17 protein-coding genes are annotated in these 17,634 nt (G+C 64.1%); 7 read left to right on the plus strand and 10 right to left on the minus strand.

The annotated features are described in order from the left end of the window. Positions 1-60: 60 nt before the first annotated feature. Positions 61-1,170, minus strand: coding sequence for a bifunctional 3,4-dihydroxy-2-butanone-4-phosphate synthase/GTP cyclohydrolase II (ribBA, locus tag OXH74_RS14930; protein ID WP_375737694.1), 1,110 nt, complete (start codon positions 1,168-1,170; stop codon positions 61-63). 81 nt (positions 1,171-1,251) lie between these two features. Between ribBA and OXH74_RS14935 the strand changes: the two genes are divergently transcribed. Next, a complete protein-coding gene (locus OXH74_RS14935) occupies positions 1,252-1,575 on the plus strand; it encodes a DUF1330 domain-containing protein (RefSeq protein WP_375737695.1) in 324 nt (107 codons plus the stop codon). 87 nt (positions 1,576-1,662) lie between these two features. On the opposite strand, the gene OXH74_RS14940 is transcribed toward OXH74_RS14935, so the two are convergent. From OXH74_RS14940 to OXH74_RS14975, 8 genes are all read right to left on the minus strand, one after another. Beyond that, positions 1,663-2,226, minus strand: a complete 564-nt coding sequence (locus OXH74_RS14940; protein WP_375737696.1) for an NUDIX hydrolase — start codon at positions 2,224-2,226, stop codon at positions 1,663-1,665. Between the two features lie 4 nt (positions 2,227-2,230). After that, positions 2,231-2,983, minus strand: a complete 753-nt coding sequence (locus OXH74_RS14945; RefSeq protein ID WP_215376913.1) for a GntR family transcriptional regulator — start codon at positions 2,981-2,983, stop codon at positions 2,231-2,233. Positions 2,984-3,062: 79 nt separating this feature from the next. Then, positions 3,063-3,452: a carboxymuconolactone decarboxylase family protein gene (locus OXH74_RS14950; protein ID WP_375741624.1), complete on the minus strand. Its 390-nt coding sequence runs from the start codon at positions 3,450-3,452 to the stop codon at positions 3,063-3,065. 144 nt (positions 3,453-3,596) lie between these two features. Continuing rightward, positions 3,597-4,082, minus strand: coding sequence for a flavin reductase family protein (locus OXH74_RS14955; RefSeq protein WP_375737697.1), 486 nt, complete (start codon positions 4,080-4,082; stop codon positions 3,597-3,599). 13 nt (positions 4,083-4,095) lie between these two features. Further along, positions 4,096-5,577 (minus strand): aldehyde dehydrogenase, encoded by a 1,482-nt coding sequence (locus tag OXH74_RS14960; protein ID WP_375737698.1) that lies wholly within the window; start codon positions 5,575-5,577, stop codon positions 4,096-4,098. Then, positions 5,574-6,407: an alpha/beta fold hydrolase gene (locus OXH74_RS14965; RefSeq protein WP_375737699.1), complete on the minus strand. Its 834-nt coding sequence runs from the start codon at positions 6,405-6,407 to the stop codon at positions 5,574-5,576. Before OXH74_RS14965 ends, OXH74_RS14960 begins: the two co-directional genes overlap by 4 nt. 26 nt (positions 6,408-6,433) lie before the next feature. After that, positions 6,434-7,024, minus strand: a complete 591-nt coding sequence (locus tag OXH74_RS14970; protein ID WP_375737700.1) for an amino acid synthesis family protein — start codon at positions 7,022-7,024, stop codon at positions 6,434-6,436. A gap of 374 nt (positions 7,025-7,398) precedes the next feature. Further along, positions 7,399-9,816 (minus strand): EAL domain-containing protein, encoded by a 2,418-nt coding sequence (locus OXH74_RS14975; RefSeq protein ID WP_375737701.1) that lies wholly within the window; start codon positions 9,814-9,816, stop codon positions 7,399-7,401. Between the two features lie 315 nt (positions 9,817-10,131). On the opposite strand from OXH74_RS14975, the gene OXH74_RS14980 reads away from it, so the two are divergent. The 6 genes from OXH74_RS14980 to OXH74_RS15005 all read left to right on the plus strand — a co-directional run bounded on the left by OXH74_RS14980 (position 10,132) and on the right by OXH74_RS15005 (position 16,695). Continuing rightward, a complete protein-coding gene (locus OXH74_RS14980) occupies positions 10,132-11,373 on the plus strand; it encodes an SfnB family sulfur acquisition oxidoreductase (protein WP_375737702.1) in 1,242 nt (413 codons plus the stop codon). Positions 11,374-11,383: 10 nt separating this feature from the next. Then, the gene (locus tag OXH74_RS14985) at positions 11,384-12,592 is read left to right on the plus strand and encodes an SfnB family sulfur acquisition oxidoreductase (RefSeq protein WP_375737703.1); all 1,209 of its coding nucleotides are present in this window, start codon (positions 11,384-11,386) and stop codon (positions 12,590-12,592) included. Continuing rightward, a complete protein-coding gene (locus tag OXH74_RS14990; protein ID WP_375737704.1) occupies positions 12,592-14,040 on the plus strand; it encodes an LLM class flavin-dependent oxidoreductase in 1,449 nt (482 codons plus the stop codon). The genes OXH74_RS14985 and OXH74_RS14990 overlap by 1 nt, the downstream gene beginning before the upstream one ends. Before the next feature lie 38 nt (positions 14,041-14,078). Further along, positions 14,079-14,876 (plus strand): MetQ/NlpA family ABC transporter substrate-binding protein, encoded by a 798-nt coding sequence (locus OXH74_RS14995; protein ID WP_375737705.1) that lies wholly within the window; start codon positions 14,079-14,081, stop codon positions 14,874-14,876. 102 nt (positions 14,877-14,978) lie between these two features. Beyond that, the gene (locus OXH74_RS15000; RefSeq protein WP_375737706.1) at positions 14,979-16,058 is read left to right on the plus strand and encodes a methionine ABC transporter ATP-binding protein; all 1,080 of its coding nucleotides are present in this window, start codon (positions 14,979-14,981) and stop codon (positions 16,056-16,058) included. Further along, positions 16,042-16,695 (plus strand): methionine ABC transporter permease, encoded by a 654-nt coding sequence (locus OXH74_RS15005; protein WP_215376879.1) that lies wholly within the window; start codon positions 16,042-16,044, stop codon positions 16,693-16,695. Before OXH74_RS15000 ends, OXH74_RS15005 begins: the two co-directional genes overlap by 17 nt. 186 nt (positions 16,696-16,881) lie before the next feature. On the opposite strand, the gene msuE is transcribed toward OXH74_RS15005, so the two are convergent. After that, the gene (gene msuE, locus OXH74_RS15010) at positions 16,882-17,445 is read right to left on the minus strand and encodes an FMN reductase (protein ID WP_375737707.1); all 564 of its coding nucleotides are present in this window, start codon (positions 17,443-17,445) and stop codon (positions 16,882-16,884) included. Positions 17,446-17,634 lie beyond the last annotated feature (189 nt).

The following is a 17,634-nucleotide window of genomic DNA, read 5'->3' on the forward strand; positions in this document are numbered from 1 at the left end:
CATCCTTACAAGAGCCTGAACCGTAGGATGGGTGGAGCAACGCGACCCCATCGCCCTGGTTCAGCCCTCGAACGGAATGGTCTCCACCACTTCCAGGTCGTAACCGGTCAGCCCTGCGTACTTCAGCGGAGCGCCCAAGTGGCGCAGCTTGCCGACGCCCAGGTCCTGGAGGATCTGCGCACCGGTGCCCACCTCGGAATAGATGCGCGACTGCGAACGAGTGAACTGCCGGCGTGGCTGGGTCAGTTGCGGTATGCGTTCCAGCAGCGCTTGCGAGGTTTCGTTATTGGCCAGCACCACGACCACGCCATGTCCGGCTTCGGCAACCTTCTCCAGGGCCGCCCAGAGGGTCCAGTTCTTTGGCCCGGTGTACTCAGCGCCGACCAGGTCACGCAGCGGGTCGATGACGTGCACGCGCACCAGGGTCGGTTCGTCACGGCGGATGTCACCCATGACCATGGCCAGGTGTACGCCACCCTCGATGCGGTCCTCAAAGGTGACCAGGCGGAAGGTGCCATGGACCGTGGGCAGTTCGTGCTCGCCGATACGGGTGACGGTGTGCTCGGTGCTGAGGCGGTAGTGAATGAGGTCGGCGATGGTGCCGATCTTGATCCCGTGCTTCTCGGCAAAGGCTTCCAGATCGGGTCGGCGGGCCATGCTGCCATCATCGTTCATCACCTCGACTATCACCGAGGCGGGGCCGAATCCGGCCAGGCGCGCCAGGTCGCAGCCGGCCTCGGTGTGTCCGGCGCGGGTCAACACACCGCCTTCGCGGGCGCGTAGTGGGAAGATATGGCCGGGCTGCACCAGGTCTTCGGCACAGGCTTCTGGCGCTACGGCGGTGAGCACGGTGTGGGCGCGGTCGGCGGCGGAGATGCCGGTGGTGACGCCGGTGGCGGCTTCGATCGAGACGGTGAAGGCAGTGGCAAATGCGCTGCCGTTGGCGGGCACCATCTGCTCCAGGCCTAGGTGCTGGCAGTGCTCGTCAGTCAATGTCAGGCAGATCAGGCCGCGGGCTTCGCGGGCCATGAAGTTGATGGCATCGGGCGTACACATTTCCGCCGCCAGTAGCAGGTCGCCCTCATTCTCGCGGTCCTCGTCGTCGACCAGGAGGACCATCTTTCCCTGACGGTAGTCTTCGATGATTTCTTCGATGCGGTTGAACGGCATGGCGGTGTACCTGGTGTGGATGGCATGATGGGTAATCTGGTATACCATAATACCAATTTAGCCGAAACAGCTGAGGTCACCATGAAGGCTTACTGGATTGCCCACGTCGATGTGACGGACCCAACCCAATACAGCGAATACACCCGTCGTGCTCCGGCTGCTTTTGCCCAGTATGGTGGCAAGCTGCTCGCCCGTGGCGGCCGCTCCCAGGCGATGGAGGGGCGGGCGACACCGCAGCGCAGTGTGGTCATCGAGTTCACTTCCTACGAGCAGGCACTGGCCTGTTATCACTCGCCTGAATACCAGGAGGCCTGCCGGTACCGCGAGGGCGCTGCGCGTGCTGAAGTGATAATAGTCGAGGGGGTGGAGGTGTCGGTTGGGTCGGGCAGCGTTCTGCCGAGCTGAGCGAAGCCCAAGATTGCCGTGGCAGGAGGTCGGGATTGTTGGGCTTCGCTACGCGCTGCCCAATCTACAAGAAGGCGGAGAGACGGATTATCGGATGAAATGAATCTTCCCGGTATCGTCATTGCCCATGTAGATCCCATACACCCCGGCTTGGCACTCCTCGATATAGCGCTCGAGGATCTGCCGGATTGCCGGGTAGTAGATGCTCTCCCAGGGGATCTCCTCGGGAGCGAAGAAGCGGTAGTCGAGGGTTTCCGGCCCATGCTGGCCAGTCACTTCGACTGCCGAGGCGCGGAAGATGATGTACACCTCGCTGATCTTCGGCACGCTGAAGATGGAATAGGGTGAGATGATCTCGGCGCGCACGCCGCTCTCTTCCCATACCTCGCGCAGAGCCGCCTGCTCGGTGGTTTCGCCGTTCTCCATGAATCCTGCCGGCAGGGTCCAGGTGCCGGGGCGCGGCGGGATGGCGCGCTGGCACAGCAGATACTTGCCGTCCTGCTCGATGATGCAGCCGGCAATGACCTTGGGGTTTTCGTAGTGGATGTAGCCACAGCCTGCGCAGATCAGCCGTTCGTGGGTATCCCCGGCAGGTTGCCGGCGGCTCAGTTCACCTGAGCCGCAGTGGGGGCAGAAGCGCAGGGTGGGCATGGCATCAGCGTCCTATGCGCGGCTCTTTGAGGGCGATGGGCATGGCCATGTCGCGTACCTTGCCCGGCTCGTCCTGCTTGGACTTGAGATAGTCCAAGGCCACTTTGGCAGCAGCGCGGACGTGGTCAACCGAGGCCTGGTGAGCAGCGAGCGGGTCGCCGCTCTTGATCGCCTCGACGATGCGCTCCATCTCCAGGTTGCTAGCCCCGCGGCGGTTGGCCTGGGACACGGAGGTCGCACGCAGGTAGCTGATGCGCGCCTGCAGCTGGCGCAGTTGGGTGGCGGCGATGTGGTTGCCGGAACCTTCCAGCAGCACATCGTAGAAGCCTTGCACGGAGTCCAGGACCTGCTGCAGTTCGCCTTCTTCGAGGGCTTTGCGGTTTTCCTCGAGGGCCTTTTCCAGGGCGCGGATGTCCTTGGCCTTGGCGTTGAGGGTGAAGAGTTGGACGATCAGGCCTTCGAGCACGCAGCGCAGCTCGTAGATGTCGCAGGCATCTTCCAGGGTGATGATCGCCACGCGCGGACCCTTGGCATCGGCGAACTCCACCAAGCCTTCGGACTCGAGATGGCGCAGGGCTTCGCGTACCGAGGTACGGCTGACACCGAGGCGGTCGCACAGGTCGCGCTCTACCAGGCGGTCACCAGGCAGCAGCTGGAAGTTCAGGATGGCTCCGCGCAGCTTGTCGAGCACGATCTCGCGCAAGGTGACGGGATTGCGGTTGACCTTGAAGCTGTCGTCGAGGGGCAAGCGTTTCATGTGGTCCGCTCTGGTTATGGCTGTCCATAGGATGAACGACGGAGTCGGGTGGGGCTCCGTCATCGACTGGCGTCAGCAATCAACCCAGGTCTTCGGCATCGGCCTCGGCGAAGGCTTCGCGAGCGATGCGGAAACTGTCCACTGCCGCCGGAACGCCGCAATAGATACCGACCTGAAGCAGGATTTCACGGATCTGCTCACGGCTCAGGCCATTGCGCAGGGCGCCGCGAACATGCAGCTTCAATTCATGCGGCCGGTTGAGTGCCGAAATCATGGCCAAGTTTATCATGCTGCGTTCTTTCAGCGACAAACCCTCCCGGCCCCAGACATGGCCCCAGCAGTACTCGGTGACCAGTTCCTGCAGGGGGCGGGTGAAATCGTCGGCATTCTGGATCGACTTGTTCACGTAGGCCTCGCCCAGCACCTGGGTGCGGATCTCCAGGCCTTTTTCGTATTTCTCGTTGCTCATGAAAGGCTGCTCCTGTTCGGTACCCGTGTAGGAGCGAGCTTGCTCGCGAATGACCAGCTTCGCGAGCAAGCTCGCTCCTACAGGGCTCCAGCAACAAAAAAGGGCCGCTGCCGAGAGTGGCGACGGGCGGCCCTGAAGGGTGACTCAGGCGATATCCGGCAGGGCGCCGAGCTTGCCCCGGTGGTAGACCATGGGCGTCACCTCCTCCTTGGGCAGAATCAGGTTCTTCACCGCGCCGACTATGATGGCGTGGTCGCCACCGTCGTATTCGCGCCACAGTTCGCATTCGATGATGGCGGTGGCCTTCGCCAGCAGCGGGTTGCCCAGCTCGCTCAGGTGCCACTCGATGCCCTGGGCCTTGTCCTTGCCCTTTTTGGCGAAGGCATAGGCTTCCGCCTGCTGGTCGGCACAGAGCAGGTGGATAGCAAACTGCTTGCTATCGCGCAGGATCGGGTAGGTGTCCGAGGCGTAGTTGGGGCAGAACAGCACCAGGGCCGGGTCGATGGACAGGGCGCTGAAGGCGCTGGCGGTGATGCCGACAATCTCGCCGTCGCTGTCCAGGGTCGTGACCACGGTGACGCCGGAGGGAAAGGAGCCCATCACTTCTTTGTAGATGCCGGGTTCGATCATCTCGATTCTCCTCTCAACGCATCACGAAGGGGTCGGGCATGGGCGTTTGCGAGAGGTTGATCCACACCGTTTTCAGTTCGGTATAGGCCAGCACCGAGTCGATGCCGCTCTCGCGGCCGTAGCCGCTGTTGTGGAAACCGCCGATGGGTGCCATCGCGGACACCGCACGGTAAGTGTTGACCCAGATGATTCCGGAACGCACGTCGCGAGCCATGCGATGGGCGCGGCCCAGATCGCGGGTCCAGATGCCGGCGGCGAGGCCGAACTGGGAGTCGTTGGCGATCGCCAGCGCTTCGGCCTCGTCCTTGAAGCGAATGACCGAGGCCACTGGGCCGAAGACCTCTTCCTGCATGATCTTCATCGAGTTGCGGTCGCACTCGAACAGGGTCGGCTCGTAGTACCAGCCTTTGCCATCCACTTCCGGGCGTTTGCCACCCAGGCGCAGACGCGCACCCTCGGCCAGGGCGTCGGCGACCAGGCCTTCGACCACAGCGAGTTGCTGTGCGGTGGCCATGGGGCCCATCTCGCTGCTTTCGTCCTGCGGATTGCCGATGCGGATGCGCTGGGCGCGGGCGACCAGGCGCTCGACGAACTCGTCGTAGATTTCGTCCTGCACCAGCAGGCGCGAGCCGGCCACGCAGCTTTGCCCGGAGGCGGCATAGATGCCGGCCACGGCGCCATTGATGGCGCTGTCCAGGTCGGCGTCGGCGAAGATGATGTTCGGCGACTTGCCGCCCAGCTCCAGGGACAGCTTGGCGAAGTTCTCTGCACTGCTGCGCACTACGTGGCGTGCGGTCGCGGCGCCGCCGGTGAAGGCGATCTTGCGCACCAGAGGGTGACGGGTAAGGGCGGCGCCGGTGCTGGGGCCAAAGCCGGTAACCACGTTGACTACGCCCGCCGGAATGCCCGCTTCAAGCGCCAGCCGGGCCAGCTCGAGGATGGTCGCCGAGGCGTGTTCGGAGGGCTTGAGCACGATAGTGTTGCCAGCGGCCAGGGCTGGGGCCAGCTTGATTGCGGTGAGGTACAGCGGGCTGTTCCACGGGATGATCCCGGCCACCACGCCCAGCGGCTCGTGCACCGTGTAGGCGAACAGGTCGGGCTTGTCCAGTGGCAGGGTGCCGCCTTCGAGCTTGTCGGCGAGGCCTGCGGTGTAGTGGAAGAACTCCGGCAGGTAGCCGACCTGGCCGCGAGTCTCGCGGATCAGCTTGCCGTTGTCGCGGCTCTCCAGTTGCGCCAGGTGCTCCTTGTTCTCGGCGATCAGGTCGCCCAGGCGGCGCAACAACTTGCCCCGTGCGGTGGCCGTCAGGCCTCGCCAGGCGGGGCCTTCGAAAGCTTTCTGCGCGGCCTGGACCGCGCGCTCGACGTCCGCTTCATCGGCATCGGGCAGTTCCGCCCAGGGCTCGGCCAGTGCCGGATTAAGGCTTTGGAAGGTCTTGCCGGACAGCGCATCGACCCATTGTCCATCGATGCACATCTGGAAGCGTGCGAGCGTCATGCGACGATCCCCTTTGCTTGATTCTGTGAGGACTGCGCGCGGTGGAGGAAGTCCAGCAGCATCTGGTTGACCAGGCGCGGCGACTCCACCGGCATCATGTGGCGTTGCTCGTCGAGCACGGCCACCTCGGCTCCGGGAATGCGCTCGGCCAACTGCCGGGCCATTTCGGGCGTCGATCCCGGGTCCAGTTCGCCGGTGGCGACCAGGGTCGGTACCTGGATGCTGCCCAGATCATCGACCCGGTACATGTCCTGGGTGGCGAACAGCTCATAGGTAGTCAGATAGCCCTGCGGATCGTTACTGGCAAGGGTCTGGCGGATGGCTGCGATCTGTGCCGGGTTGGCTGCCTGGTACTCGCGGCTGAACCAGCGGGACAAGGCGGCTTCGGCGTTGGCATCCGGACCATGTTCGGCGGCCTGTCGAGTGCGCTCGATCACGCCAGCGCGCTGTTCGGCGCTGCGGTTGAACACACTGTTGAGGATGACCAGACCTTCCAGGCGCTGCGGGTAGTGCAGGGCGAAGGCCCGTGCCACCAGACCGCCCATCGAGAAGCCGATGACGGTGGCCTGGGGAACCTGCAGGTGCTCCAGCAACTCGTGCAACTGGTCGGCATAGCCGGCCAGCCCGGTGCCCGGGTGAGGGCGCGGGCTGGCGCCGTGGCCGAGCATGTCGTAGGCGATGACCTGGAAGTCCGGCGCGAGGCCGACGATCTGGCCTCCCCACATCTCTTTGTTCAGGCCGACGCCGTGGATCAGTATCACGGGGTGGCCTTGGCCGGTCGCCAGATAGCTGGTGCCGGCCGGGGTGCGTTCAGCGGTGAGCCGAATCATGGATCGCTCCTGCACGGGCCTTGGGGTCACTGGGCCTGCTCGGCAGCCAGTTCTTCCAGATCGATGTAGCGGTTGCCGATGCGCGGGTGCAGACGGCCACCGTCGGCGGCACCCAGGACGACGATGATCTCGTCGGCGCGCGGTGCGTCTTCGATCTGCATTTCCAGGGTGATGTAGTGGGAGCGCAGGCCCTCGTCGTCCTTGTGCATCATCGGGATCTGGATGGAGGTGCCCGGGCCGCCGCGCTTGTTGGTGAAGCTCAGGTAGCTCTTGGCGTTCACTGCCTGGCGGTAGTGATTGCCGAAGCGCAGGGTGTGGATCACGGCAGAGGCGTGCTCGATCTCACCGTCTGCACCGACCACGGCTGCCTTGCCGTAGGCCTCGATCTTTGCAGCACCGCCGATGGTGGCGGTCAGGCGCTCGACCATCATGGCGCCGAGGTCGGAACAGTTGGCCTTGATTTCCGGCTTGAGGTCTTCGACGAAGCCACGGCCGAGCCATGGATTCTTGATCACTACAGCGAGGCCCACCATGGTCACCGGCTTATCAGTGGCTTTGCCGCCCTCGATGAAGGTTTCCTCGATGTAGGTGACGATCTTGCGAATCTCGAAACTCATTGGACGCTCCTGGTGCAGTGAATAGGGGGCGGTGCTGTCGGCACCTTGTTTGGTATCATGGTATACCATAATACGTCTTGCGCAAGTCAAGCTTTCAAATCGCCGTTCATCGCCCGAGCCACTGCGTTCTGTGGGCTCACTATTAGCCGATTTCGCTGGCGGAGATGCAGGATCGAATTAATGGTTTCTGGTATACCATAATACGCAAAATATGCGTAGCCTGACAGCTACCGACTATCTGGAGGTGGGAGTGCCGGGGCAGGAGGTTTGCGCGCCGTGGTCGGGAAGATGAAGAGGCAGGCGGCGGGCTGGGCCCGTCGTCTATCTGCAAAGAAGAAGTCAAAGGTTGAGGGCAGCGGGATTGCCAGGGGCTCTCAGTGCCACGCCGACTGCTTCTCCCAAGCCTTGAACTGATCCGCCGGAATTGGTTGGCTGATTCGGTAGCCCTGGGCGATGTCGCAGCCGAACTGCCCCAATTGGGTCAGGGTGAGTTGGTCCTCCACGCCTTCGGCAACGACCGTCAGGTCGAGGTTGTGGGCGAGTTCGATGATCGAGCGCACGATCTTCGCCGAGCCGTCGTTGCTGGTCATGTCGGTGACGAAGGACTGGTCGATCTTCAGCGAATCCACCGGCAGTTTCTGCAGGTAGGCCAGCGAGGAGTAGCCGGTGCCGAAGTCATCGATAGTCAGGTGGGATTCGAGTTTCTTCAGTTCACACAGGGTGTCCAGCGCCGCGACAGGGTCTTCCATCAGGGCGCTTTCGGTCAGTTCGAACTCGATCCAGTGCGGCTTGGCGCCCCAGGTGGCGAAGGAGCCGCGGATGCGCTCCAGTAAGCGCGGGTCGCGCAGGTCGTGAGCGGACAGGTTGACCGAGATCGGCCGCTCATCACCCTCTTCATGCCACGCATAGCGCTGGCCCAGCGCGGTATCCAGCACCCAAAGGGTGAGTGGTGTGATCAGGCCCGTGTTCTCCGCCAGTTTGACGAACTCGTCCGGAGGCAACATGCCGTGTTGCGGGTGACGCCAGCGTACCAGGGCTTCGGTACCACAAACCTTGTTGCTGGAGATCTGGATTTTCGGTTGGTAATAGAGCAGCAGCTCATTGCGGTCGATGGCACGGCGCAGGTCGCCCATCAGTGTCAGGTGCTGGGCGCACTCCTGGTCGAGGCCACCCTGGAACAGGGCGAAGCCTGCATTCGAGCGTTTTGCCTGCTCCATGGCGCTGCCGGAGCGGCGAATCAGCGCTTCCGGGTCAGTGCCGTGGCCCGGGAAGAGGGAGATGCCGATGCTCGCGCGGGCTTCCAGATAGAGTCCGGAAAGCTCCACCGGCTCGTACAGCGCCACCAGGATCTGCTTCGCCAGCTGCGAGGCCTGCTCGGCGCCCCCATTGGGCATCAGCACGGCGAACTCGCACTCACCCATGCGTGCGACAGGCCGGTCGGGCCCCACAGCTTGGGTCAGGCGTGTGGCGATTTCCAGTTGCAGGCGGTCGCCCTCGCGGTAGCCCAGGGTTTCATTGATTTCCTGATTGCGGGCGATTTCCAGGTGCAGCACAGCGAACGACCGCCGCTCCTGGCGGGCGTTGGCGATTGCGTCCTCCAGCAGCTCGCGAAGGCGTACTCGATTCGGCAGACCGGTGAGCAGGTCGGTATAGGCCATGCGCCGGACAGTCGCTTCGGCTTCCACGGCCCGGGCGCGGGTGCGCAGAGTGGAAATGCCGAAACTCAGATCGTTCGCCGTGGCCTGTAGCAGACTGACCTCCTGTTCATCGAAGGCGTCGGGGCTGCCGGCCATGATTAGCAGCATGCCGATCAACTCGTCCTCGATCAGCAGCGGGAGCACAAGGGCTGCGCTGTAGCCGCGCTCGAGCGCTTCGCTGCGCAATGGCATATCGCTGATGTTGGCCAAGTCGCGCATCACCACCGGATTACCTGTCGCCAGCCGGTTTTCCAGGTCGCGGATGAAGGCCATGCCTTCGGCGCTGGCGCACCAAGTCGTCCCCGCGCTGAGGAAGCCTTCATCGAAACCGTGATAGGCCATGGGGCGGGAGGGTTGCTCGTCGTCCTTCTGGTGATAGTTCACCCAGGCCAGGCGGTAGCCGCAGTCGTCGACCAACACGCGGCAGATTTCCTTGAGCAGGGGTACCTCGTCCGTGGCATGGATCACGGCATGGTTGACGGCCACGCGTGTCGACAGGGCCCGATTCAACGCAGCGATCTGGAGTTCTGCCTGGCGCCGCCTGGCCTTGATGCGCAAGGCCTCGATGCCGAACGCCAGGTCTTCGGCCGCTTCGCTGAGCAGTTCGACTTCCCGTTCACCGAAGGCGTCGGGCTCCGACGCGCAGATACCGATGCCACCGAAGATTTCCCCTTCAACGCGCAGCGGCAGGGAAAGGACCGAGGCGATTCCGTGGACGATGGCGCTCTCGCGCCAGGGCGTGACCTTGGGGTCGGTCAGGATGTCACGGCTGATGGTCGGCCTTCCGGTGCGGATCGCCGTGCCAGTCGGGCCACGGCCGCGTTCGCGGTCAGCCCAGGTCATGTGGAGTGAATCGACATAAGCTTGTTCAAGTCCGGCGTGGGCCACGGGCGTCACGCTCTGCTCGGCATCGCGTTCGGCCCGACCGATCCACGCCAGGCGGTAACCAGCCTCTTCGACGATCACCCGGCAGATTTCCTGGAGCAGGAAGCCTTCATCCTCGGCTCGCAGCAGCGCGCGGTTGCTCCCACTCAGTGTGCGCAGGGCCCGATTCAGGTATTCGAGCTCCTCGCTGGATGCGCAGTACTCAGACATCGCCATCCTCCACTTCAGGGACTTCGCGCTTGAAGTATAGAGCCCGGCAGCCTCGCGGGCGGGCGGGCCTCCGAACGGTCCAGATGGGGCTCGCCCTGCAATCAGGTATTTGCCACTGGCTGCCAAGCTGGAGAACTGTTGCTACAGCAACACCAGAGCAACAGATTGCGTGCATTGGCGCTTTGCAAGTGTTGGATATATTTGTAAGTAATTGATATTAAAGACTTTATAGATCAGGCATGGGATGTGCTTCAGCCCTCTGTACGCAAGGCCGCGGCTGTTCGCGGCGATACAGCAGAGAGTAGAGAGTTGCCCATGACGTACCGCCAGACCTCAGCACACGAGGGACTCAATGATGAAGCGCCGCCGTTACTGCCAGCCGCGCTGATCGAGGACGATGCACAGGCCCTGCACGCGGCTCACGAGGTGGCGAAGCTGGCCAGGGAGCACGCCGCAAAACGGGACCGTGAGCGCCAACTGCCCTGGCGCGAGCTGGAGCTGTTCACCCGGCTGGGCTTGGGCGGCATCCGCATTTCGCGCCAATACGGCGGGGCGGAAGTCTCCCATGTCACCCTCGCTGAGGTGTTCCGCATCATCTGCGCCGCCGACCCGGCCCTGGGGCAGATTCCGCAGAACCAGTTCGGCCTGCTCAGCGTGATCGAAAATGTCGGCAGCGAGGCGCAGAAGCGCAAGGTCTTCGCCGGCATTCTCGCCGGCCGCCGCCTGGCGAACGCCGGGCCCGAGCGCAATAGCCGCAACACTCTGGAGATCACCGCGCGCATCACCCGCAGCGACGCAGGTCTTTCGGTCAGTGGCGAGAAGTTCTATTCCACCGGCGCGTTGTTCGCTCATTGGGTGGCAGTGAAGGCCATCGATGACGACGGCGTGGGGGTGCTCGGTTTGGTGGCACGCGGCGTTCCCGGCCTGCGCATCGTCGACGACTGGTCCGGCTTCGGCCAGCGCACCACCGCCAGCGGCACCGTGCAGCTGGATCAGGCCCCGGTGGCCGATGACCTGGTGTTCCACAACAGCCTTCTCTCCGAGGTGCCAAGCCTGCAGGGCGCGCTGTCGCAGCTGATCCAGGCCGCCATCGATGCCGGGATCGCCGAGGCGGCGCTGGACGACGCCATCGCCTTCGTCCGCGAACACTCGCGGCCCTGGGTGGAGGCGAACGTCGAGCGCGCCAGCGAAGAGCTCTACACCATCGCCGAGGTCGGTCGCCTGAAGGTTGAGCTGAACGCCGCCAATGCACTGCTGGAGCGAGCTGGCCAGGTGCTGGATGAAGTGAGCGCCAGGCCGGTCGACGCCGAGTCTGCTGCCCGTGCCTCCATCGCTGTGGCCGAGGCCAAGGTGCTCACCACCGAAATCGCCCTGGCTGCCAGCGAGAAGCTCTTCGAGCTGGCCGGCAGCCGCGCCACGCTGGCCGAGTTCAACCTTGACCGCCATTGGCGCAACGCCCGCGTGCACACGCTGCACGACCCGGTGCGCTGGAAGGTCCACGCCGTGGGCAATTACCACCTCAATGGCGCCAAACCGGCGCGCCACTCCTGGATCTGAGGAGTCTTTGATGACTATTGCGCAAAAGCATCCAATCCCTGCCGCGGCCATCATTCGTGATGACGTCGAAGCCCTCGACGTGGCTCGTCGCATCGCCGCCGAGTTCAGGCGCGGCGCGGCAGACCGCGACTGCGACCGGCGCTTGCCTCATGCGGAGCTGGAAGACTTCAGCCGCTCCGGCCTGTGGGGCATCAGCGTGCCGAAAGAATTCGGTGGCGCCGGCGTCTCGCGAGTCACCCTGGCCCGTGTCATCGCCATCATCAGCGCCGCCGACAGTTCCCTCGGGCAGATTCCGCAGAACCACTTCTACGCGCTGGAAGTGCTGCGGGTGAACGGCAGCAAGACCCAGCAGCGTCGCCTGTTCGCTGCCGCCCTGGCGGGCGAGCGTTTCGGCAATGCTCTGGCCGAACTGGGAACGCGCACCGCCAACGATCGCACCACGCGGCTGGTCAAGGAGGGTGCCGGTTACCGCATCCACGGTCGCAAGTTCTACTGCACCGGCGCCCTCTACGCCCAGCGTGTGCCCACCCTGGTGGTCGGCGAGAACGACCACCAGTACCTGGCCTACGTGCCGCGCAATGCGCCGGGCCTGACGGTGATCGATGACTGGTCCGGCTTCGGCCAGCGCACCACCGGCAGCGGTTCGGTGCTGTTCGAGAATGTGCCGGTGCGCACCGAAGACCTGGTGTCCTTCCAGGCGGCCTTCGAGCGCCCGACCACGGTGGGCCCTTTCGCGCAGATCCTGCATGCCGCGATCGACGTCGGCATCGCCCGTGCTGCATTCGAGGATGCCCTGGTGTTCGTCCGCGAGCGCTCGCGGCCGTGGATCGATTCCGGGGTCGACAAGGCCAGCGACGACCCGCTGACCATCCATGAGTTCGGCCGCCTGGCGATCCGCCTGCACGCCGCTGAAGCCATCCTCGAGCGCGCCGGTCGCATTCTCGATGTCGCCACCGCCGAGCCCACTGCGGAGACGGTGGCTGCTGCTTCCATCGCCGTGGCCGAGGCCCGCGCGCTGACCACCGAGATCTCTCTCTCAGCCGGCAGCAAGCTGTTCGAACTCTCCGGTACCCGCGCCAGCCTCTCCGAGCACAACCTCGACCGCCACTGGCGCAACGCCCGCGTGCACACGCTGCACGACCCAGTGCGCTGGAAGTATCACGCGGTGGGTAATTACTACCTCAACGGCCAGCTGCCGCCGCGCCGGGGGACGATCTGATGGGTAAGAAGCAGATCCTCCTCAACGCCTTCAACATGAACTGCGTGGGGCATATCAACCACGGCCTCTGGGCGCACCCGCGCGACCGCTCTGCCGAATACAAGAAGCTCGCCTACTGGACCGAACTGGCGCAGTTGCTGGAGCGCGGGCTGTTCGACGGGCTGTTCATCGCCGACATCGTGGGCGTCTACGACGTCTACCAGGGCGGCGTGGAGCTGACCCTGAAGGAGAGCATCCAGCTGCCGGTGAATGACCCGCTCCTGCTGGTCTCGGCCATGGCCGGAGTGACCCGGCACCTGGGCTTCGGCCTTACCGCCAACCTGAGTTACGACGCGCCCTACCTGTTTGCCCGGCGCATGTCGACGCTGGACCACCTGAGCGATGGTCGCGTGGGCTGGAACATCGTCACCGGCTACCTGGAAAGCGCCGCCCGCGCCATGGGCCTGGCGCAGCAGATGGAGCATGACCGCCGTTATGACCAGGCCGACGAATACCTGGAGGTGCTCTACAAGCTGTGGGAAGGCAGCTGGGAGGAGGGCGCGGTCATCAATGATCGTCAGCGCCGCATCTATGCCCAGCCCGGGAAAGTGCACAAGGTCGAGCACCGCGGCGAGTTCTTCAATGTGGAGGGCTACCACCTTTGCGAGCCCTCGCCGCAGCGCACGCCGGTGCTGTTCCAGGCCGGCTCATCAAGCCGGGGCCTGCGCTTTGCCGGCGAGCATGCCGAGTGCGTGTTCATCAGCGGCAACGACAAGGCCGCCACTCGCGCCCAGGTGGACAAGGTGCGCGCCGCCGCCCAGGCCGCCGGACGCGCCCCCCTGGCGGTGAAGGTGTTCATGGGCATTAGTGTGATCGTCGCGCCGACTGAGGCCGAGGCGCGCGCCAGGTACGCCGAGTACCTCGCCTACGCCAGCGCCGAGGCCGGGGTGGCGCACTTCGCCAGCTCCACCGGTATCGACTTGGCGCGCTTCGCACTCGACGAGCCGATCCCGTATGTGAAGACCAACGCCATCGAGTCGGCCGCCAGCAAGCTCAGGGACAACCGCCTGACCCGCCGGCAACTGCTGGAGCAGCATGCCCTCGGCGGGCGCTACATCCTGCTGGTGGGCTCACCGACCCAGATAGCCGACGAGTTGGAAAGCTGGGTGGCGGAAACCGGGCTGGACGGCTTCAACCTGACCCGCATCGTCACCCCGGAAAGCTACGCCGACTTCATCGACCAGGTGATCCCCGAACTGCAGAGCCGGGGCTCGTACAAGACTGCCTACGCCGAGGGCACGCTGCGGGAAAAGCTGTTTGGCCAGGGGCCGCATTTACCCAGGGGCCACAAAGGCGCCGCCTTTTCTGTGGGCGCGAATTCATCCGCGAAGCAGCCCGAAGGGCTGCCCACCCACATCCAAGTGAGCTCTGCGCGTTCTAGCACGAATGAACTCGCTCCCACCATTTAATGCCCCTTACAGACCTCTGAACTCCAAGGAACCCAACCATGCGCCAACCCATTCTAAAAGCCCTTACCCTGGGCCTCCTGCTCGCCGCTGGCCTGGCCCACAGTGCCGACACCAAACCCCTCAAGGTCGGTACCACTGCCGCCTTTGCCCCGCCGCTGGAAGTCGCCGTGGAGGAAGCGGCCAAGCAAGGCCTGAAGGTCGAGCTGGTGGAGTTCACCGATTGGAACTCGCCGAACCTCACCCTGGCCGCCGGTGATATCGACGTGAACTACTTCCAGCACGTGCCCTTCCTGGAAAACGCCAGGAAGGAGGGCGGTTTCCCCTTGCAGCCTTTCGCCCCCGGCGTGATCAACAACGTCGGCCTCTACTCGAAGAAGTACCAGGCCATCGCCGATCTGCCGAAAGGCGCCAGGGTGGCCATCGCCAACGACCCCATCAATGGCGGCCGCGGCCTGCAGCTCTTGCAGAAGGCAGGGCTGCTCAAGCTGAAGGCGGGTGTCGGCTACAAGGCGACGCTCGAAGACATTGTCGAGAATCCCAAACACATCGAGATCATCGAGCTGGAAGCCGTACAACTGGTGCGCGCGCTGGATGACGTCGACCTGGCCCAGGGTTACCCGCACTACATCCGCCTCGCCGGAACCCTTGATCCCAATGGCGCGCTGCTATTCGACGGTATTGAGAACAAGGAATACATCATCCAGTTCGTCACCCGCGCCGACTACAAGGACGACGGCCGCCTGGGCAAGTTCGTCGACATCTATCAGCACTCGCCGCAAGTACGTGCCGCCCTGGATAAGGCCCACGGCAAGCTCTACCAGCCGGGCTGGGAGTAACCGTTAAACAGGGGAGCGCTGCTCATTGTGGGGGCGAATTCATTCCCCCCACACGGAAAAGCAGCCCGAGCCACGCGCAATTACGAAGTTCGAGAGGCCCTCATGGTCAGTTTCAACCGCAACCTAATCCTGGACCTGCCGCATATTCGCCTGCTGGGGCTGGGCAAGGCCTATCAGGGCAGCAAGGGGCCGGTGCAGGCCTTGCACGGCATCGATCTGGAGATCCGTCGCGGCGAGGTGTTCGGCATCATCGGTCGCAGCGGCGCCGGCAAGTCGTCGCTGATCCGCACCCTCAACCGCCTGGAGAAGCCCACCGCCGGCCAGGTGGTCATCGACGAAGAGGATATCGGCCAGTTCGACGAGAAGCAGCTGGTTCTGCTGCGCCGTCGCGTCGGCATGATCTTCCAGCACTTCAACTTGATGTCGGCCAAGACTGTCTGGCAGAACGTCGCCCTGCCGCTGAAGGTGGCCGGCGTTAGCAAGCCGGAGATCGAGCGCAAGGTGGCAGAGTTGCTACAGCTGGTGGGCCTGGCCGACAAGCGCGACGCCTACCCGGCGCAACTCTCCGGCGGGCAGAAACAGCGCGTGGGCATTGCACGGGCGCTGGTGCATCAACCGGAAATCCTCCTTTGCGACGAGGCCACGTCGGCGCTGGACCCGGAGAGCACGCAGGCGATCCTGGCGCTGCTGCGTGACATCAACAAGCGCCTTGGCTTGACCATTGTGCTGATCACCCACGAGATGGCGGTGATCCGCGAGATCTGCGGCCGCGTGGTTGTGCTGGAGCGAGGCCAGGTGGTGGAACAGGGGCCGGTCTGGCAGGTGTTCGGCGACCCGCGCAATGAGGTCACCCGCACCTTGCTCGGCACCCTGCGCCATGACTTGCCGGAGGACCTGCTGGCACGCCTGCACAACCAACCGCAGCCTGGCGTCAACGAGCTGCTACTGGACCTGCACTTCACCGGCGCCAGCGGCCGGGAACCCGACCTGCTGGCCATCGCCCAGGCGCTGGGTACACGGGTGAGCCTGCTGCACGGTGGCATCGACCGCATCCAGGGGCGCGCCCAGGGCCACCTGCTGCTCAGCGTGGCACTGACGGGGCAGGGCAGCGGCGACCTGCAGGAGCGCACACGAACTTTGGCGGACAAGGCGGAGGTGCTTGGCTATGTCGCCCATGCTTGATCGTTTACTGCAGGGTTTGCTGGACACACTGCTGATGATCGGCGCGTCCTCGGCCATCGTCCTGCTGGTGGGCATTCCGCTGGCGCTGGTGCTGGTCACAACCGGGCCGGGCGGGATCTTCGAGGCGCGGTTGCTCAACCGTTCGTTGGGCAGCGTGGTCAACGTGCTGCGTTCGATTCCCTTCCTGATCCTGATGGTGGCGCTGATTCCCTTCACTCGGTTGATCGTCGGCACCAGCTACGGCGTCTGGGCCGCGGTGGTACCACTGACCATCGCCGCTACGCCGTTCTTCGCGCGTATCGCCGAGGTGAGCCTGCGGGAGGTGGATTTCGGCCTGGTGGAAGCGGCGCAGGCCATGGGCTGCCAGCGCCACCACATCGTTTGGAACGTCCTGCTGCCGGAGGCGCGGCCAGGCATCGTCGGCGGCTTCACCATCACGCTGGTGACCATGATCAACTCCTCGGCGATGGCCGGCGCCATCGGTGCGGGAGGCCTGGGCGACCTGGCCTACCGCTACGGCTACCAGCGCTTCGACACCCAGATCATGCTCACGGTGATCATCCTGTTGGTGGTGCTGGTGACGTTGATCCAGTTCGGTGGGGACCGGTTTGCGCAGTTGCTGAACAAGCGGGCCTGAGTGCCTTCTCACAGGGTTTGCCGGACTGGATTGGCACGGTGCTGCATTGGCTCGATGCCTGTAGGTTGGGCAGAGCGAAGCGAAGCCCAACACAGCTGATGCCGATGTTGGGCCTCGATCCCAGAGCAACCTCTGCCTGCTGCCAGTCCTGTCAGCAGGCGTACGCCGAGAATCATTGAGCGTTGCTCAGGCAATTTTCCTGAGGGGATCGAGAGCAGCACCGAACAAAGGCGCCGCGCGTTCTGCCGCCAGCTGGATGCGGGCTTTCAGCGCTTCGCTGCTGATCTGGTAGTTCTGGAAGTCGGCCTCCGAGGCATACACGCCAATCGGCAGCGTGAGCGACTGGAAGAAGCTGAACAGTGGGCGCAGCTGGTGGTCGAGCACCAATGCATGGCGGTCGCTGCCGCCGGTGGCCGCCAGCAGGACCGGGGTGCCGATCAGGGCATTCATGTCGATGAGATCGAACAGGTGCTTGAACTGGCCGGGGTAAGAGCCGCGATAGACCGGCGCCGCGACGATCAGCAGGTCGGCCGATTCGATGGTGCGCAGCTCATGCTCGACGATCTCGGGCAGCTCCTTGCGCGACAGCGCGCCACCCAGCGGGCGAGCGATATCGCCCAACTCGATGATATGGCTGTCGATCCGCAGGTGCTTTTCCAGCTCGGCGATGATCGCCTGGGTCAGCACCTGGGTACGTGAGGGGCGGTAGGTGCCGCCGGAGACGGCGACGACTTTGATCGGATGGCTCATGAAGCATTCCTTGGTGATGTTGCGTGGTGTACAGCGGCCAGGAGCAAGAGCCATACCAAGGGCTGAAGTGTGCGGAATCAGTGCAGTTGCGCGGATTTCCATCGCGCTTTGCTGGCGACCGGGCAGCAGTTGTGCTGTTCGACTGTTGCGAGAGCAGCACGTCGCGCGAAAGTACATATATTCAAAAAT

Origin of the sequence: Metapseudomonas boanensis (genome assembly GCF_042232855.1) — a bacterium.
In the GTDB taxonomy this organism is placed as follows: domain Bacteria; phylum Pseudomonadota; class Gammaproteobacteria; order Pseudomonadales; family Pseudomonadaceae; genus Metapseudomonas; species Metapseudomonas boanensis.

Excerpts from the sequence above, each read along its gene's own strand:
- OXH74_RS14965 (WP_375737699.1), bottom strand. The coding sequence starts at position 6,407 with ATGATTCGGCTCACCGCTGAACGCACCCCGGCCGGCACCAGCTATCTG.
- msuE (WP_375737707.1), bottom strand. The coding sequence starts at position 17,445 with ATGAGCCATCCGATCAAAGTCGTCGCCGTCTCCGGCGGCACCTACCGC.
- OXH74_RS15000 (WP_375737706.1), top strand. The coding sequence starts at position 14,979 with ATGGTCAGTTTCAACCGCAACCTAATCCTGGACCTGCCGCATATTCGC.
- ribBA (WP_375737694.1), bottom strand. The coding sequence starts at position 1,170 with ATGCCGTTCAACCGCATCGAAGAAATCATCGAAGACTACCGTCAGGGA.
- OXH74_RS14950 (WP_375741624.1), bottom strand. The coding sequence starts at position 3,452 with ATGAGCAACGAGAAATACGAAAAAGGCCTGGAGATCCGCACCCAGGTG.
- OXH74_RS14940 (WP_375737696.1), bottom strand. The coding sequence starts at position 2,226 with ATGCCCACCCTGCGCTTCTGCCCCCACTGCGGCTCAGGTGAACTGAGC.
- OXH74_RS14945 (WP_215376913.1), bottom strand. The coding sequence starts at position 2,983 with ATGAAACGCTTGCCCCTCGACGACAGCTTCAAGGTCAACCGCAATCCC.
- OXH74_RS14975 (WP_375737701.1), bottom strand. The coding sequence starts at position 9,816 with ATGTCTGAGTACTGCGCATCCAGCGAGGAGCTCGAATACCTGAATCGG.
- OXH74_RS14980 (WP_375737702.1), top strand. The coding sequence starts at position 10,132 with ATGACGTACCGCCAGACCTCAGCACACGAGGGACTCAATGATGAAGCG.
- OXH74_RS14960 (WP_375737698.1), bottom strand. The coding sequence starts at position 5,577 with ATGACGCTCGCACGCTTCCAGATGTGCATCGATGGACAATGGGTCGAT.
- OXH74_RS14970 (WP_375737700.1), bottom strand. The coding sequence starts at position 7,024 with ATGAGTTTCGAGATTCGCAAGATCGTCACCTACATCGAGGAAACCTTC.
- OXH74_RS14935 (WP_375737695.1), top strand. The coding sequence starts at position 1,252 with ATGAAGGCTTACTGGATTGCCCACGTCGATGTGACGGACCCAACCCAA.
- OXH74_RS14985 (WP_375737703.1), top strand. The coding sequence starts at position 11,384 with ATGACTATTGCGCAAAAGCATCCAATCCCTGCCGCGGCCATCATTCGT.
- OXH74_RS15005 (WP_215376879.1), top strand. The coding sequence starts at position 16,042 with ATGTCGCCCATGCTTGATCGTTTACTGCAGGGTTTGCTGGACACACTG.
- OXH74_RS14990 (WP_375737704.1), top strand. The coding sequence starts at position 12,592 with ATGGGTAAGAAGCAGATCCTCCTCAACGCCTTCAACATGAACTGCGTG.
- OXH74_RS14955 (WP_375737697.1), bottom strand. The coding sequence starts at position 4,082 with ATGATCGAACCCGGCATCTACAAAGAAGTGATGGGCTCCTTTCCCTCC.
- OXH74_RS14995 (WP_375737705.1), top strand. The coding sequence starts at position 14,079 with ATGCGCCAACCCATTCTAAAAGCCCTTACCCTGGGCCTCCTGCTCGCC.